At 44.5% G+C, this 16,360-nt stretch carries 14 protein-coding genes; 12 read left to right on the top strand and 2 right to left on the bottom strand.

Annotated features, from left to right (window positions below; translation table 11 throughout):
• Positions 1–21: 21 nt before the first annotated feature.
• Entirely contained in the window at positions 22–1,164 is a 1,143-nt protein-coding gene (locus AC4G47_RS16200) for a family 8 glycosyl hydrolase (protein ID WP_491101813.1), read from the bottom strand.
• Positions 1,165–1,453: 289 nt separating this feature from the next.
• Between AC4G47_RS16200 and AC4G47_RS16195 the strand changes: the two genes are divergently transcribed.
• The 9 genes from AC4G47_RS16195 (at position 1,454) to AC4G47_RS16155 (ending at position 12,018) form a co-directional block, all read left to right on the top strand.
• Complete coding sequence (locus tag AC4G47_RS16195) at positions 1,454–1,681, top strand: hypothetical protein (protein WP_491101812.1); 228 nt, start codon at positions 1,454–1,456, stop codon at positions 1,679–1,681.
• Between the two features lie 247 nt (positions 1,682–1,928).
• Entirely contained in the window at positions 1,929–2,564 is a 636-nt protein-coding gene (locus AC4G47_RS16190) for a glycoside hydrolase family 11 protein (RefSeq protein ID WP_491101811.1), read from the top strand.
• A gap of 135 nt (positions 2,565–2,699) precedes the next feature.
• The gene (locus tag AC4G47_RS16185) at positions 2,700–3,539 is read left to right on the top strand and encodes a formylglycine-generating enzyme family protein (protein WP_491101810.1); all 840 of its coding nucleotides are present in this window, start codon (positions 2,700–2,702) and stop codon (positions 3,537–3,539) included.
• A gap of 239 nt (positions 3,540–3,778) precedes the next feature.
• Positions 3,779–4,891, top strand: coding sequence for a response regulator transcription factor (locus AC4G47_RS16180; RefSeq protein WP_491101809.1), 1,113 nt, complete (start codon positions 3,779–3,781; stop codon positions 4,889–4,891).
• 4 nt (positions 4,892–4,895) lie between these two features.
• Positions 4,896–6,683 (top strand): sensor histidine kinase, encoded by a 1,788-nt coding sequence (locus AC4G47_RS16175; protein ID WP_491101808.1) that lies wholly within the window; start codon positions 4,896–4,898, stop codon positions 6,681–6,683.
• Positions 6,684–6,689: 6 nt separating this feature from the next.
• Positions 6,690–8,231 (top strand): response regulator, encoded by a 1,542-nt coding sequence (locus AC4G47_RS16170; protein WP_491101807.1) that lies wholly within the window; start codon positions 6,690–6,692, stop codon positions 8,229–8,231.
• A gap of 138 nt (positions 8,232–8,369) precedes the next feature.
• Positions 8,370–10,025, top strand: coding sequence for an ABC transporter substrate-binding protein (locus AC4G47_RS16165; protein ID WP_491101806.1), 1,656 nt, complete (start codon positions 8,370–8,372; stop codon positions 10,023–10,025).
• 111 nt (positions 10,026–10,136) lie between these two features.
• A complete protein-coding gene (locus tag AC4G47_RS16160; protein WP_145325969.1) occupies positions 10,137–11,102 on the top strand; it encodes an ABC transporter permease in 966 nt (321 codons plus the stop codon).
• 13 nt (positions 11,103–11,115) lie between these two features.
• Positions 11,116–12,018, top strand: a complete 903-nt coding sequence (locus tag AC4G47_RS16155; protein WP_336760215.1) for a carbohydrate ABC transporter permease — start codon at positions 11,116–11,118, stop codon at positions 12,016–12,018.
• Positions 12,019–12,297: 279 nt separating this feature from the next.
• Here the strand turns inward: AC4G47_RS16155 and AC4G47_RS16150 are convergent, their stop codons facing one another.
• Positions 12,298–12,657 (bottom strand): winged helix-turn-helix transcriptional regulator, encoded by a 360-nt coding sequence (locus AC4G47_RS16150; protein WP_491101805.1) that lies wholly within the window; start codon positions 12,655–12,657, stop codon positions 12,298–12,300.
• A 315-nt stretch (positions 12,658–12,972) separates the two neighbouring features.
• Here AC4G47_RS16150 and AC4G47_RS16145 point away from each other — a divergent pair, with 315 nt between their 5' ends.
• Genes AC4G47_RS16145 through nfsA form a run of 3 tightly spaced genes read left to right on the top strand, consistent with a single transcriptional unit; the run spans position 12,973 to position 16,201 of the window.
• Complete coding sequence (locus AC4G47_RS16145) at positions 12,973–14,076, top strand: Gfo/Idh/MocA family protein (RefSeq protein ID WP_491101804.1); 1,104 nt, start codon at positions 12,973–12,975, stop codon at positions 14,074–14,076.
• A gap of 20 nt (positions 14,077–14,096) precedes the next feature.
• Positions 14,097–15,434, top strand: a complete 1,338-nt coding sequence (locus tag AC4G47_RS16140) for an NtaA/DmoA family FMN-dependent monooxygenase (RefSeq protein ID WP_491101803.1) — start codon at positions 14,097–14,099, stop codon at positions 15,432–15,434.
• A gap of 26 nt (positions 15,435–15,460) precedes the next feature.
• Positions 15,461–16,201 carry an oxygen-insensitive NADPH nitroreductase gene (gene nfsA / locus AC4G47_RS16135; RefSeq protein ID WP_491101802.1) on the top strand — a complete coding sequence of 247 codons (741 nt, stop codon included), beginning with the start codon at positions 15,461–15,463 and terminating at the stop codon, positions 16,199–16,201.
• Positions 16,202–16,360 lie beyond the last annotated feature (159 nt).

Here is a 16,360-nt window from a genome sequence, read left to right as displayed (position 1 = left end):
TATATATGGATATCATTTATGTCAAAAGATACGGTAGCGCCCACTCAGTGCTAACAGACTGAAGAAATAGAGACAATTGTCATAATAGCGGCGTTCGCCTTGTCGCAAAGGTGTGTTCCAGAACTGGTGCACATACTGGTTCGCATAAGGACCGTCCGCGGCGAGTGAAGCCATCGCATTGGTAGCGAGCAAACCTACAGGGTGCAGGGATGGCTCATCGAAGGGCTCGCCCTCGATCGTATATCGTCGATAATCCGATACTTCAATGTCACTGAAGAAGGCTTGAATGCGATTAGACTGCTCCACTTGCCAGCGATCCTTGCGGAACCACTCCCAGTCCAGAGCAATATTTGCCGCGGTTCGGTATGCATCACTATAGAAATGTCTGAAATCACCATGAGGCTGAATGGGTGCAGGAGTCCCGTCAAAATTGGCATATTCGGGTGAAAGTCCGGTTACCGGATGACATGCTGTATGCAGATAAGCCCGACTTGCTGCCGCAGCCTCTGTCCAGAACTGCTGGTCACTCTCATCAGCGTATTTGGCAAACAATTCATAAAAATGGGGGAGATGGTAGGATGGATCGCTGAACGGCGTTTCCGGTATAAACTTGATCAGTTTCGTGTCCGGGTCCCACATCGGATCACCCTCGCCATGTTCTCCTTGATGCACACAGGCATGAAGTATGGTTCTTGCTTGTGCAGCATAATTATATGGCGCTGCTCCATCACCCCAACGATTGGAGGCAAAGATAAGGGCCATGGCAAAGAACTCCTCGCCATCCGGCGCAGGTCCTTGTGACAAGCGAGTTCCATCAGGCTTGCAATGCCATGCGAAGTAATCCTTATATCGGCCCGTGGTATGCTGCATGTATGTTTTGGAGAAGTTCCAGAGTCGATCAAATTCCTCTTTTTTATCCATTTGAACAGCCATCATCATGCCATAAGACATACCTTCAGAGCGAACATCCAGATTACCGGTGTCCAGCAAATATCCTTTGTCCTCACCCATAGGGTAATATATCCGCGTATCTTTATCGCCATAAAACAGCTCGTTCCATGTCTCTTCCAATCTAGTCGTAATCTCATTCTCACCATAACCTAGCTTCAGAAACAGATTCGTATATGTACCCGTGTCCGATGCGCCCCGACCTGTGATATTCATGGGTCTCCTCCTTCGTTAATCGGTTCAATACATTATATCATTCGTCATACTATACAAATTAAAGCGTTTACATGAAAAATTATAGGTGTTCCATTAGAAGTGACATTTCACCCAAATTGAAATGATATAGTAAATGAAATCCTATACTTTGTCAGGTTGTTGTAAAATTATGTAAGATATACACTTTGAGAGAAGGCTCACATTTGAAGTAATGAACATGAGAGCCGTGATCCTTCAAAAGTTGTTCGAGGGTTATCCGAATCTAGCAGGGAGGAGGTGATAGTGTAGTATGCTCCACGATTCAGGAGATGCCGGTGGAAACAAGGGACTCACTGCACCGCGCGATCCAGTGGGAGTAACAGAGTCGGCAAACGAGCCTGATATTGACTTTGGATCACATGGATATCGCGACATGATTAGCCGATCTCTTCTGAAGGCTTACATTCGGATTGGCCAATGTAGATCACTTCGCCTGGATCGGTGCTTTCTCCTCAGCTCCAAATACCAGAAGTCCTGAGCTGCTTGTTCCCGATCCATCGGAAGTGTCATCACGGCTCTCACTGTTATGGCTCTCTTGCGGGGATCAGGACAATCTCATAAACATCAGTCTTGGAGTTCATCAATATTTGACGCAACACGGTGTGCCTCACATTTGGTATGAGGAAAGTGGAGGACATGACTGGCCTGTATGGAAAAACGATCTGAATCTATTCTCGCAACGGCTTTTCAAGTAAATCTATTAAAATATCAGGAGGTATTCTACCATGTTTAAATTGGGCAAAAAATGGTTGACCGTTGTTCTTGCAGCTTCCATGAGTTTTGGTGTCTTCGCAGCAACATCCAGTGCCGCAACGGACTATTGGCAGAATTGGACAGATGGCGGAGGAACGGTTAACGCCGTGAACGGTTCTGGTGGGAATTACAGTGTGAACTGGCAGAATACCGGGAACTTTGTTGTCGGAAAAGGGTGGACATACGGCACACCTAATCGAGTGGTCAATTACAATGCAGGTGTATTCTCCCCTTCAGGTAACGGATATCTGACCTTCTATGGTTGGACAAGAGGCGCTCTCATTGAATACTACGTGGTAGATAGCTGGGGCACATATCGTCCGACCGGAACGTACAAGGGCTCAATGACTAGTGATGGTGGCACATACGACATCTATACAACGATGAGATACAACGCGCCTTCCATTGATGGTACGCAGACCTTCCCTCAGTATTGGAGTGTTAGACAGACCAAGAGACAGACTGGCGTCAATTCTACTATCACGTTCAGCAATCATGTGAATGCTTGGGCGAGCAAAGGGATGTACTTAGGTAACAACTGGTCCTACCAGGTGATGGCAACAGAGGGGTATCAAAGCAGCGGAAGCGCCAACGTGACCGTTTGGTAAGGTGTTGTAATGTAAGTTAAACATCTGTACCTGTATTTGGAATTAGATTTTTCCGGAAGCGTTGAGGACCGCTGTTCACCAGACTGACGGTCCTCGACGTTGAGGGATTCAAGCTTAGCAAAGGAGAATCGTTGAATGAGAAAGCTGGTATGGTTCACTTTAATCGCCATAGTTGTTAGTCTAAGTGCTTGTTCCGGGGGGAAGTCTGGATTAGACGATGATTTGGTATTCGTCGAGGGAGGCACCTTCAATAGCAGTAAATCTAGTCATTTGGAGAGAAATGAAACGCTGGACTCGTTCTATATTGGCAAATACGAAGTGACTCAACAAGAATGGATAGAGGTCATGGGGGAAAACCCGTCTGGCTTCAAGGGAGATGACCTGCCCGTTGAAATGGTGAGCTGGTATGATGCAGTGGAATACTGTAATCATAAGAGCATAAAAGAGAACCTGAAACCTTATTACAATATAGACAAAGACAACCAGGACACGAATAATCACAATGAAAACGACAATATAAAATGGAATGTAACGATAAATGAAAAAGCTAACGGCTACCGTTTACCGACAGAAGCAGAATGGGAATATGCTGCAAGCGGAGGTCAAAAGAGCTTAGATTACACATACAGTGGAAGTAATAATCCAGATGAAGTTGCTTGGTACTGGAGAAATGCTGGTGACACTATACTGACTGGTGACTGGAGCTGGCCCGCAATTGAGAGTAATCGTAATCAAACCCAAAAGATTGGTACCCAGAAACCTAATGAGTTAGGAATCTATGATATGTCTGGGAACGTGAGGGAGTGGTGCTGGGACTGGTACAGTGATTCGGAGAGTACCATACAATCCTGGCGAGTAGTAAAAGGCGGTGGCTGGATCGGCGGCGTCAATAACAATGAAATTTCATTCCGTGGCAAATTTGATGCGAATGGTTTTGGTCCTGATCAAGGGTTTCGAATCGTACGAGGAGAATAGCGTTTTTTTTCGAAAAGAGACCCTCCTACAGTTCGATCTATACTTTGTCAGGTGAAAACCTATAATCTGTCAGGTTGTTGTACTCATTTGTAAGCGTTACACTTGGATGGTGAAGGCAGACAACGATCCGATTGTTGTTCTGCTGTTTAGCGTGTTCGAGAACAACTGGAATCTACAAGTAGATGTAGACAAGTGACAAGTTTCATATAGCTGATCACGAAGGAATGGCAGGTGAGCTAATGTACAAGGTTATTGTCGCGGATGATGAGCCGTTTATGCTAGAAGGATGGAGAACGATGATAGACTGGCGAGCTTGTGGATATGAACTCTGTGGAACAGCAACAGATGGAGAGGAAGCACTTGCTTTATTCAATTCTGTTGAACCGGATCTTGTCGTCACTGATATTCAAATGCCCGTCATGGATGGTCTGGGGTTGATTCATACCTTGCGAGAGGATCTCGCCTATACATCGAAAATTGTTATCGTTACAGGATACTCCGATTTTAATTACGCCAAGCAAGCCATTCGGTATCAGGTCGATCAGTATGTGCTTAAACCTCTTGTTCCCGAGGAAATCCATCAAATCCTGATGGAAATGATAGAACCTCTGGATAAACGCAGAGATGAGCTAAAACAGCGGGATAGCGCTTTGTTCACAGATGAAGCGTATAAAGAGCCTCTTCGTGATCAACGAATAACCGAAGCTTACGACTTGGAGCAATTGATGAAGGTCTCAAAAGACATCCTGGCAATGATTGAAGCAGGAGACACTTGTGGTATGGATACCGCAGTGAGTGAATTACTTCAGATGAGTAAGAAAAAAGAGGTTTCGTTGGAATGGATACACCATGTCATTCGATACATCCATGGCGAGTTACTCCGAAAGTATGGCAAAAGGGAGGATTGCAGAGAAATACTATGTGAGAAAGAATGGCACGAGACTGCGAGTTGGTCTTCCGGCACATTACAAGAGTTGTGTGTTCGGATGTCCGAGCAATTGTCCCAGTCAGATCTGAAGAAATTGGGTGCAGGGGGTATTGTTGAGGAAGCAGTTCATGAACTGAAACAAAACTACCGAACTAAAGTTAAATTGCAAGATGTGGCTAATCGTATTCACGTTAATTCTGCCTATCTGGGCCAGCAATTCAAGCGGGAGATGGGAGTCAGTTTCAGTGACTACGTGCATCAGCTGCGGGTTGAAGAGGCCCGTAAACTACTGAGACGTACCAACATGAAGATCACTGATATTGCATTCAAGCTGGGCTATCATGATGCTGAATATTTCACCCAAAAATTCAGAGCGCATACAGGGGAGTTACCATCCGTCTATAAAAACAAAAACCAAGGGTGATCATATGCGGCATAAATTATGGATGTTCCGTAAGGTTAATGATATTCCTCTCCGATCCAAATTTCTGCTCATTTATGTACTTAGCATACTCCTTCCCGTAATAACCATTAACATCTTCTTTTATCAGCGAACCTCCGCCGATATCAAGATTCGAGAACAGGAAAATCTGCGCAAATCCATCGACAGGGCGGCGGGGGAACTGCTGGGTATGATTGATGAGAGCGTTGCTCTAAGTCGTATTATTGCAGCAGACGATTCACTCTATGAGGCACTGGATCGGACCTATCGTTCACCCGTAGATTATTACAACGAGTATCATGCTTTTCTGCGAGATAAATTAACACGTTATATGTCGGCCAATATTCTAGAAGTGCGGATCTATACCGACAACGATACCATTCAGACGGGCAGTCATTATATCGTCATGAAAGACAAGAATGTACTTCCTGGATTGAAACAGCTGAAATCGACTAGCGGCGGTATTCTGGTGGTGGATTATGTTGAACCATCCGGATTTAACGCAGGAAGAAGGATCAGTGTGATTGGCAAAATGGATACTTACACCTCCTATGCCAATTACGAAAAGTATTCCAAGATTGATCTGGAAGTGAGCAGGGTGTATAGCATTTTAAATCGTGAATCAGACAGTCTTCAGTTACGTCTGGTGGATAGCAACAATCGAACAGTCGTTTCAAGCGGGGAGTTTGGCGAAACCGATTTGTCCCAACCTGATGACAATGGGGTATCCAAGGAAAGCGATAATACTGCTTACACTCTAGAAAAGTCGTTGGGCAATCTTGCCTACCTGAAGGGCTGGAAATTGATTGGCGTTGCCGATACTCGTCATCTTGACCAATTGCTGCAAGAAGCCCGTAATTCAATTCTGGGGCTACTCGCAATAAGTATTATCGTCCCATCTGTGTTGATCTACATTATTTTACGATCCTATCACTACCGGATCCGCAAGCTCTCCAGACATATGGAGAAGGTTCGCAATGAGCGATTCGACCTGATTGAGATTCAGGAAGGCCGAGACGAGATTGGCGGGCTTATTCGTACATTTAACATCATGATCGGTAAAATTCATACCCTGATTAATGACGTGTATAAACTGGAGATACGACAAAAGGATTTGGAACTGGATCAGGTGAGGACCGAATTGTCCATGCTTCAAAGTCAGATGAATCCTCATTTCTTGTTTAACACATTGAATGCCCTGCTGGTCGTTAGTACGAAGAACGGATATTCGGAAGTGATTGAGATTATTAAAAGTCTATCCTTGCTGATGAGACAGTTGCTCAGTCATTCTGACAATCTGATTCCGTTGCAAGAAGAGCTTCAATTCACGAACCTTTACCTCCAGATTGAGAAGTTTCGCTTTGGAGAACTTTTTGATTACACCTTCGATGTTGACCCTGATGCAGCGTTGTTACTCATACCTCGAATGAGTATTCAGCCGCTCGTCGAGAATGCATGCAAACACGGGTTGCAGGCTCGGAAAGATGGAAGACAGATCAAAGTGATCGCGAAACAAAGCGCTGGTGAGCTGGATATTCAGGTAATCGATAATGGAATTGGTATGGATGCGGGTAGACTTGCCAAACTTCTGATCGATATTCGTTCTGAAAGACCAAGGAACGGGGAGCACGTAGGACTCCGCAATGTATATCGAAGATTGGAGCTCTTCTATGAAGGGAATGCGATCTTCAGTCTTAGCAGTGTACCGGGCAAGGAGACCACAGCGGGATACCGCATACCCCTTTCCAGGCTTGAACAGAGAAATAGGAGGTAGTCTCTCATGTATAAAGTACTGTTAGTGGATGATGAACCTTATGCCATTGAAGGTCTACAACTTCTGATTAACTGGGAAAAGCACGGCTTTGAGATCCAAGGCGTCTGTTCCAACGGGGAAGAAGCCATTCGGATGATGCAACAAGATCAGCCAGATCTCGTGGTTACTGACATCCGCATGCCAGTCATGAATGGTCTGGAACTCGTCGAAGAAGCACGACGTTTGCAGCATGAATCCATGCTGTTTGTCATTACCAGTGGATACAGTGACTTTAATTATGCCAGACAAGCGATCCGATTAGGTGTCTCCAATTATTTAACCAAGCCGGTGGACAGTGCCGAAGCGGAGGAGATGTTGGAACGCCTTAGTTTACATTTGCAGGAACGTGAAAAGCAGGAGCGTGTTCGGGAACTTGCCAACGAGCAGAGGAGCAAAGCTTTGCTATTGGCACTGGTCGAGGGTAAACAGGATTCCTTAGGGCAAGAGCTCTTAGAGCTCTGCTCTCGTGTAGATAAGTCTCAATGGGCATACCTTCGAATTACTTTTCAGGGAGATGTTCAGCAGGCCTGTTCAGGCGTCGAACAGATGGCGAATGAAACAACCTGTTGTTATGTAATAGAAAGAACAAGAGACTCATTCGGACTTGTATGGGGCGAGGATGCGTCAAGCAACACGGAGTCGTTGGCAGGAATTAAAGTTTTCGCCCAACTCTTAATGAATAAACTGCAAAATAACGGCTGTGATGAGATAAGAATCGCAGTCGGTTCAACGGTCAGCAATCTAGAGAAGTTGTCTGATTCATACCGCTCCGCTTTGGAGGTTGGACGTTATTTGTTTTTTAATCGGGACCGTCTATTGTTTGCTGATGATCTCGATCTGGAGAAATGGCAGTTCGATCCGGAAACGCTGTCCGACGTTGACCGCATTACCGATTTGCTAGAGAACGGTTCTATCGATGAACTTTCGTGTTCCATCAAGAATGCCTTTGATATGTTTATACAGATGAAGGCCGCGCCAGAGATTATACATATTTTCTCTACACACATTATGTTTCGGGGACTGTCCTTATGTAAAGAATTGGGGGGGATTCCTAATGCTCTGATGAGCGAGTCAGCGAGCGTTATTTTGGAGAAGAGTCAACGAAATATAGAAGAGGTTGCTTGCAATCTGGAACATTTCTGTTTGCAATGCAAATCGGAACTGGCTACTCTCCGGGAGAGACAAATAGGAGGAACTCAGGCCTCAGTAGCTGAATACGTGCAGAATCACTATAAGGAGACATTCACGATCCAGGAGCTCGCAGAACGATTCTATATGAACCCGGTTCATCTGGGTCAATCATTCTTGCGCAAGTACGGCAAGGGTGTAATAGAGGTGGTACATGATCTGCGAATGGAAGAAGCGAAGCGCATGCTCCGGGAGACGAACCAGACATCAAGTGCGATTGCAGAACAGGTAGGGTATCGCAGTTACCAGCACTTTCTTAGACATTTCGAAAAAAGAACAGCCATGAAACCTGTAGAATACCGGCTGAAGTATACGAATTGAGGCATGTTAGAAAAGAACCCTTCTGAACAATACCTAAAATTACAGGGGGGTGGACCTTAAATTCGTGTATTTTGTAACCGCATACATTTATTCATACTAAAAATAGTAAGACATACCACTTCCAAGGAGGGCAAGTACATGGGGGGACTTAAGAAAAAGAAGCTTTGGGGTTCCGTATCACTCGTTCTGGCTTTAAGTTTGGCACTGGCAGGATGCAGCGGTGACAATGAGAAAGCGACTACACCGGATGGTAAAGAGGTACTGAACATCTCGGCCTTTATCGGAACGCCAAATCAGGCGCCAGCTAAAGATAACCGAATCTACAAGAAAATCCAGGATGAACTTGGTGTCAATCTTGAGATGGAATTTCTGGTAGGTGATCTTCAACAGAAGTTGGGCGTTATGATTGCTGGTGGCGATTTCCCTGACCTGATCACAGCGGATACCAAATTGGTCTCAGCTGGCGCGGTTATTCCGCTGGAAGACCTAATCGAGGAGCACGCACCCAATCTGAAGAAGCATTTCGGTAAAGACTGGAATCGAATGAAAGACTCCAGTGACGGACATATCTACTGGTTACCTAACTATGGTGTGTATACAGGGGAGTTCATTAGTAACTATTACTCTGGCCCTGCCTTCTGGATTCAAAAATCCATACTGAAGGATGCCGGGTACCCGACTCCTAAAACGTTGGATGAATTCACTCAGTTGATCCGTGATTACGCAGCCAAGAATCCGACTATTGATGGTCAACCGACCATTGGCTTTACTACACTGGCTTCTGACTGGCGGACGTTCCCATTGCTTAATCCACCAGAGCATCTTACGGGTCATCCCAATGATGGTGGTGTGGTTGTAGATGAGAACGGCGTAGCAAGTGTTTTTGCCGACAAAGACATCTCCAAACGGTATTATAAGGAACTGAACAAAATGTACAATGATGGATTGCTTGATAAAGAAGCCTTTGTTCAGAACTACGATCAATATTTGGCCAAAATTTCTTCGGGTCGAGTGCTTGGCATGTTCGACCAGCACTGGAATTTCCAAGCCGGAGAAGACCCACTCGTAGCACAGGGCAAGATTGGCCAGACCTACGTAGGCTTCCCGCTAGTCTATGATACAAGTATTAAAGATCATTACCTGGATCGTCCGGTCATCAACTTGAACAATGGTTTTGGGATCAGTAAAGATGCCGAAGATCCTGTCGCACTCATCAAATTCCTCGATAAGCTTATGGATGAGAAGTACCAGAAGCTCCTTTCATGGGGTGAAGAGGGTGTAGACTATCAGGTGAATGAAGAGGGAAGATTCTACCGTACGCCAGAGCAACGGAAAGAGCAGGATGATCCGGCATGGAGATTGGTCAACAAAGCAGAAGGTTTCTACGCTGCGGCACCAAAGCTCGAAGGAACATTTGAAGATGGCAATGCGATTGGAGCGATCAACCAACCTGAGGAATTCTATGACAACCTCAAACCGGAAGATAAAGAACTTCTGGATGCTTATGGCTTCAAAACGTGGAGTGACTTCTTCTCCCCTGCACCAGAGAATCCAGTGTACTATCCAGCATGGCAGGTCGATCTAAAAGAAGGCTCTGATGCTGCGGTAGCGAACAAGCAAATGACAGACACTTCATTGAAATTCTTGCCTAAGGCGATCATGTCGAAACCGGATGAGTTTGATAACATTTGGAACGAATATGTAGACGCTTACAAGAAAATCAATGTTAAATCCTATGAAGACCGGATTAATGAACAACTGAAATGGAGAATTGAAAACTGGTCTGTTAAATAAAAAAATGCGGCAATGATTCCCTCGGAAGGTACCAACCAGAGGCTTACTCCGAGAGTGCCTTCCGGGACAATCATGCATAATGTCGTTGCAAGCCAATAGGAGGAGTGAAACATGGCGAACACGCCTGGAGCCATACCGGAGCAATCTACTCGCACAGCCGTTGCCAAAACACCCATATTAAAACGGTTACGCGGACAAAGACAACTGATGTTCATGTCATTGCCCATCGTTGCGTACATTCTCGTATTCTCGTATTACCCCATTTGGGGTTGGGTTATGGCTTTTCAGAATTATAGTCCTGCCAAGAGTTTCTCCCAGCAGGAATGGGTCGGGCTCAAACACTTCAAGTTTTTGCTGACAGACGATGCATTTCTAAATGTGCTTCGTAATACCATTGCGATGAGCGTAATCAATATGGTGCTCGGATTTGCGACAGCGATTATATTTGCCATTTTACTTAACGAGATCAAACATAAGTTATATAAGCGAACCATCCAAACCATATCGTATTTGCCTCACTTTCTCTCATGGATCATCGTGACAGGCATCGTGGCAAGTTCACTGTCTGTGGACGGCGGGATCGTCAATGTGGTACTCATGAAGTTGAATATCATTCAAGAACCTATCATGTGGCTCAGTGTTCCCGAATACTTCTGGGGCATTGTAGGTGCATCTCATGTGTGGAAAGAAGTAGGCTGGAATGCCATTATCTATTTGGCGGCCATCACTTCTATCGATCCTTCGCTCTATGAAGCGGCAGAGATCGATGGTGCAAACCGATATAAGAAAATGCTGTATGTGACCTTACCGGGCATCAAATCCATTGTTATCATTTTGCTGATCATGAATATGGGCTGGATCTTGGAAGCTGGATTCGAAGTTCAGTATTTGTTGGGTAACGGTGTGGTTGTGGACTGGTCACAGACGATAGATATATTTGTCCTGAAATACGGACTACAGATCGGGAACTACTCTTTGGCTACCGCAGCAGGTATCTTCAAGACGGTAGTTAGTATTACGCTGATCTTTGCGGCGAATTCTATATCCAAACGACTCGGGGAAGACCGATTAATATAAGGGGGGACTAGAGATGGGAATCAATAAATCTCGGCTTGAGCCGATTGTCTTCCATACGTTAAACGGTGTGCTGATGATCGCGATCGCGATTGTTACCCTGTATCCGTTTGTGAATACACTCGCCGTATCGTTCAATGCCGGTAATGACACCATCCGGGGCGGGATTTATCTGTGGCCTCGGGTATGGACAGATCAAAACTACAGGGCTGTATTTGCAGGAGGGACTATCTTCAGCGCCTTTGGTATCTCGGTGGCGAGAACGGTTTTGGGAACAGTATTAAGTCTGTTTCTGACCTCCATGTTAGCGTACACATTAAGTCGAAAAGATTATATATTACGTAAACCAATCACCATTTTTGTCGTACTTACGATGTATTTCAGTGCAGGACTTATTCCAACCTACTTCTTGATGAAAGACTTACACTTGTTAAATAATTTCCTGGTGTATATTATTCCTGGACTGATCAGTGCCTTCAATATGATTGTTATTCGAACTTATATCCAGACACTCCCCGAAGGATTGATCGAATCGGCCAAAATCGATGGTGCTGGAGATTTCAGAACATTCATATCGATCATTCTACCGCTGTGCCAACCGGTTCTGGCTACCGTTGCTCTGTTCATTGCAGTCGGTCAATGGAATTCCTGGTTCGATACGTTTCTGTACGCCTCTTCCAAGCAAAACCTGAGTACCCTGCAATATGAGTTGATGAAACTGCTGTCTTCTTCCATGAACTCTAACAGCAGCGCTGCGGTTGCCAATGGTGCAGATCTTGGTGCTGCACGTAACATGGTCACTCCGGTATCTATCCGGGCAGCCATTACGATTGTAGCGGCATTGCCGATCCTGGTCGTCTATCCATTCTTGCAGAAGTATTTTGTTCATGGCTTGCAGCTTGGTGGGGTAAAAGAGTAAACTTAGATGCAGTTGCAGTTAACCGATCAAAAACGGTCACTATGGTGACCGTTTTTTTCATGAAAATAAAACCCAATTGGAAAGATATTGATAGTCAAGTTAGTCAGCTATTTATGAACTCCATTCAATAGAGGTAGGATATACGAAGCGCCGAGAGCCGCTATATTAGCGGCTTTTTTGGATTTTATTCAATAAATTGCAGCTAACCATGGATGTGATCAATGCGCCAAAAGAATTAAAACCAATATTATTGAATACGGCGGATGTTGACGTTGTATTCTAAGCTTCCGTTGTCTCACCGTATTCGTTACCGAAGTCCGCCATCTTTTCAAGGATCGGAAGTAACTTTATTCCCTTGACTGTTAATGAATACTCGACCCGTGGAGGAACTTCCGGATATACATCACGTTGAATAACGCCATCATTCTCCAACTCTTTAAGCTGCTTCGTGAGAGAGCCTTGAGACAGATTTCCAAGGAACTTTTTGATATCCGTATATCGACGTGTTTCGTCTTTTAGATACCATAAAATAAAATATTTCCAACGCCCGGAAAGGACATTCTGAGTAAAAGCTATGGCGTACATGTCACTTTTTCCATCTATAAACTCTTGATCAAATCCTTCGTTGCATACTCTCATTGTTATCACTCCTGATCCAAAGGTACAAAAAGATGTACTATGTTCATTTAAATTGCCCTCTTTGCAAACAAAACGAATACACCTATGATGGTGTCAACACCAAAACAATTTTAGTTTACCTAGAATGTGAAAGAATAATAATAATATCTTGATTCTATAGTTAGCAAGCTAAATAAATATATCATAGAAAGGAGTGACTGATAAGGGCATACAGAAAGTAGAAGGAAATAGGGGTGGCGTTGTTTAGATATACATGGTTGAAGACAAACTGATATTTGATCATACCGCAAATTATAACAAGGGAGATGTATAATAATGCGTAAAAAAATTCGTACAGGAATCGTAGGAGCTTCAATTAATAACGGATGGGCAAGTGGCACACATATTCCAGCTATTGAGCACCTGGATGAGTATGAGCTTACCGCAGTGGGAACAAGTAATATGGCAAGTGCAAAGAAGAGCGCAGAAACTTTCCGCGCAGATCACGGATTTGATAGCATCGAGGAATTGGCTCATCATACCGATGTTGATATGGTGGTTGTTAGCATTAACGTTAGGGAGCATTATAATGCAGTCAAAGCCATCGCTCCCGCTGGCAAACCAATCTATTGTGAATGGCCCCTGGGTTCTAATACAGAGGAAGCGCTTGAAATGCAGGAATGGGTATCCTCTGCCCAATTGCCAAATGCGATTGGACTTCAGGCCAGACAAGCACCAGCAATTCAGTATGTGAAAGATTTGTTGGCAGAGGGCTATGTTGGGAATGTGTTGTCTGCCAACCTGAAGATCTCTATAGATGGCATGGGTGGCGTTGGTGACAAGTCGACTGCGTACTTGTTTGACCGGAAAGTTGGAGGGAATTTGCTGACCATTGTAGGGGGACATAATCTGGATGCCTTCACTTACATGCTTGGGGACTTTACAGAATTGTCTGCCACCACAGCTCAACAGTTTCCAGAAGTTGAATTGGTAGATATTCAGAAAGTCATCAAGAAGACGACGGATGATCAAATCATGATTACAGGAAAATTGACTAATGGGGCAGCAGCCAGCGTTCATATTCAAGGTGGAGTTAAACATCAGACAGGACTAACGCTAGAAATTTTCGGAGACAAAGGAACGATCGTGCTGAGTGCACCTGCATCCATTCAATTCGGATCACACCAATTACGCGGTGCAGGAACAATGGACAACGAACTTCGTGAACTAAGTATTCCCGATTCCTATTACGATGTTCCTGATTCACTTAAAACCGACTCCGGATTTGTTCTAAATATAGCTCAAGCTTATCGTAAGTTCGCCCAAGATATCCAAGAGGGGACATCCTTGACACCTAATTTCGCGGATGCGGTAAAACTTCATCAGTTACTTGATGCTGTCGAAAAATCAGCACAGAGCGGTGAACGTCAATATCTATAATCTTCAAGGAGAAAAACGTTATGAGTAAAAGAAGTGAGATGCAACTGGCACTACAGATGGTTTCGGGATATGGAGCAGAATTCAGTGCGTGGAGAATGCCGGGGACAGATCCCGGTGCTTATACGAACACGGATAGTTATGTGGAACGAGCCAAATTGGCCGAAAAAGGGAAATTTCATATGATTTTCATCGCTGATACACCAGCACTAACCGTTAACTTAGGTCCTCAGACACCTATGTTCCCTATGGATCCGATGCTGGCACTGATGGCAGTAGCTAGAGAGACCACGCACATTGGACTAGTTGCTACGCTATCTACGACATTTAATTATCCCTACAACATTGCACGTCAGTTCAAAGCACTGGATGTAATCAGTCATGGACGTGTGGGATGGAATGCGGTTACCACATCCGATCCTGTAGCAGCGGCAAACTTTGGGGCACGGGTGGCAAGTCGCCAGGAACGCTACGACAGAGCACATGAAAGCATTCAGATTGTTCAGTCCTTATGGGGAAGTTGGGAATCAGATGCTTGGACGTTAGATGTGGAGGGAGGGGAATTTGCGGATATGAACAAAATCCGACCTATTAACCTTCAAGGTCAATATTACGCATCTCGTGGTCCTCTGCCGATTCCTCCATCCGAGCAAGGACAGCCGGTTATTTTCCAAGCTGGAGGAGGAAGTGAGGGACTTGAGTTGGCGGGTAAATACGCTTCAGGTGTATATGCTAATCCATATGACATAGAGTCCGCTCGTGAGCACAGACAAGCCATTCAACAAAGTGCTATTCGTTTCGGTCGAAACCCAGATGATATCAAAATGTTTGCAGGTTTTATGTTTTCTCTGGCTGCTACGGAAGAAGAAGCGTTGGAACGTCGAAAACAGCTCATGAGTTTTAATCCTGAGGAGATACCCAATCGGGTAAGTTACCTTGGTTCCATGATCGGTATACCGCTCTCGGTAAACTCGGTAGATATTGATAAACCATTAGCACCCAACTTGTTGAGAAATGCATATGCCAACCCAATGGACCCCCGTTCCGCAAGGGCTTTGAAGTTACTTTTAGAAGGATTAACGATTCGTGAGGTTCTGGCCCATGGCGTTATTAACTATCACCCAGTGGTTGCGGGTACCCCCGTACAAGTTGCTGATTTCTTGGAAGAATGGTTTTTGGCAGGTGCATGTGATGGATTCTCAGTGGTACCGGATATATCTTTTGACGGAGTTGCCGATTTTGTCAATATGGTTGTCCCCATTTTGCAGGAGCGCGGTTTGTTCCATAAGGAATATGAAGGAAAAACACTACGCGAGAATATGGGTGTTCCTTATGAGTATGGAATGCGAGAAATGAAATAACCAGATAGATAGAGGAGAGGGCTTTTATGAATAACACACTCGAATTGCTTCATAACCATACATCGTATCGTTCTTACACATCTCAACCTCTGACTCCGGAACAACGAGATGCAATCTTTCAGGCAGCGAATCAAACTTCATCGTTCAGTCTTCTGCAGGCTGTATCCATTATTCGCATCACAGATCCAGTTCTTCGAAGAAAAGTCAGACATCTCTGTGTCGATCAACCCTATATTGAAGAAGCGGCAGAATTCTGGATCTTCTGTGCAGACTTCAACCGAAATCATGAAATCGCTCCGGATGTGGATATTGAATATATTGAATTTCTGTTGATTGGTTCATTCGATGCGGGCCTGATGGCACAAAATGCGTTAACCGCGGCCGAATCGATGGGACTTGGCGGGGTGTTCATTGGTGGGGTCAGAGCCAATATTAGCGAACTATCTGACGTATTGAATTTACCTAAATATGTTATCCCTCTGGTGGGATTATGTATCGGTAATCCAGCTGGAGATAAGCCGGAACTGAAACCTCGGCTCCCTCAATTGATGGTATTACTTGATAATCAATACCAACCATTGGATCAGGAGAAATTAGCAATCTATGATGAGACCATGCTGAAGTATTATGAAAATCGTCCAATGAGAGCTCCTTTCACCGTAAAAAAAGTAAAAGGATGGAGTGACCATATCCAGGATCACCTCGAGAGAAGTATTCAGCCGCAAATGATGGCCTATTTGAACAAGCAAGGTTTTGCCAAAAAATAAGCTTTACGATAAATCCAAACTTCCTGAACTTTAGAGTTGTCCATAATAGGTAAACTGACGACTGTAACTTATCAAGTATGATAAATCATGCCTCTTCAAAACTATGAGATATAGTGAGAACAACAGAGAACAACATTAGTAGCTGCTGTTACTAATGTT

The organism is Paenibacillus sp. Negev47 (genome assembly GCF_058313655.1).
This window is presented reverse-complemented; position numbering and strand designations above follow the sequence as displayed.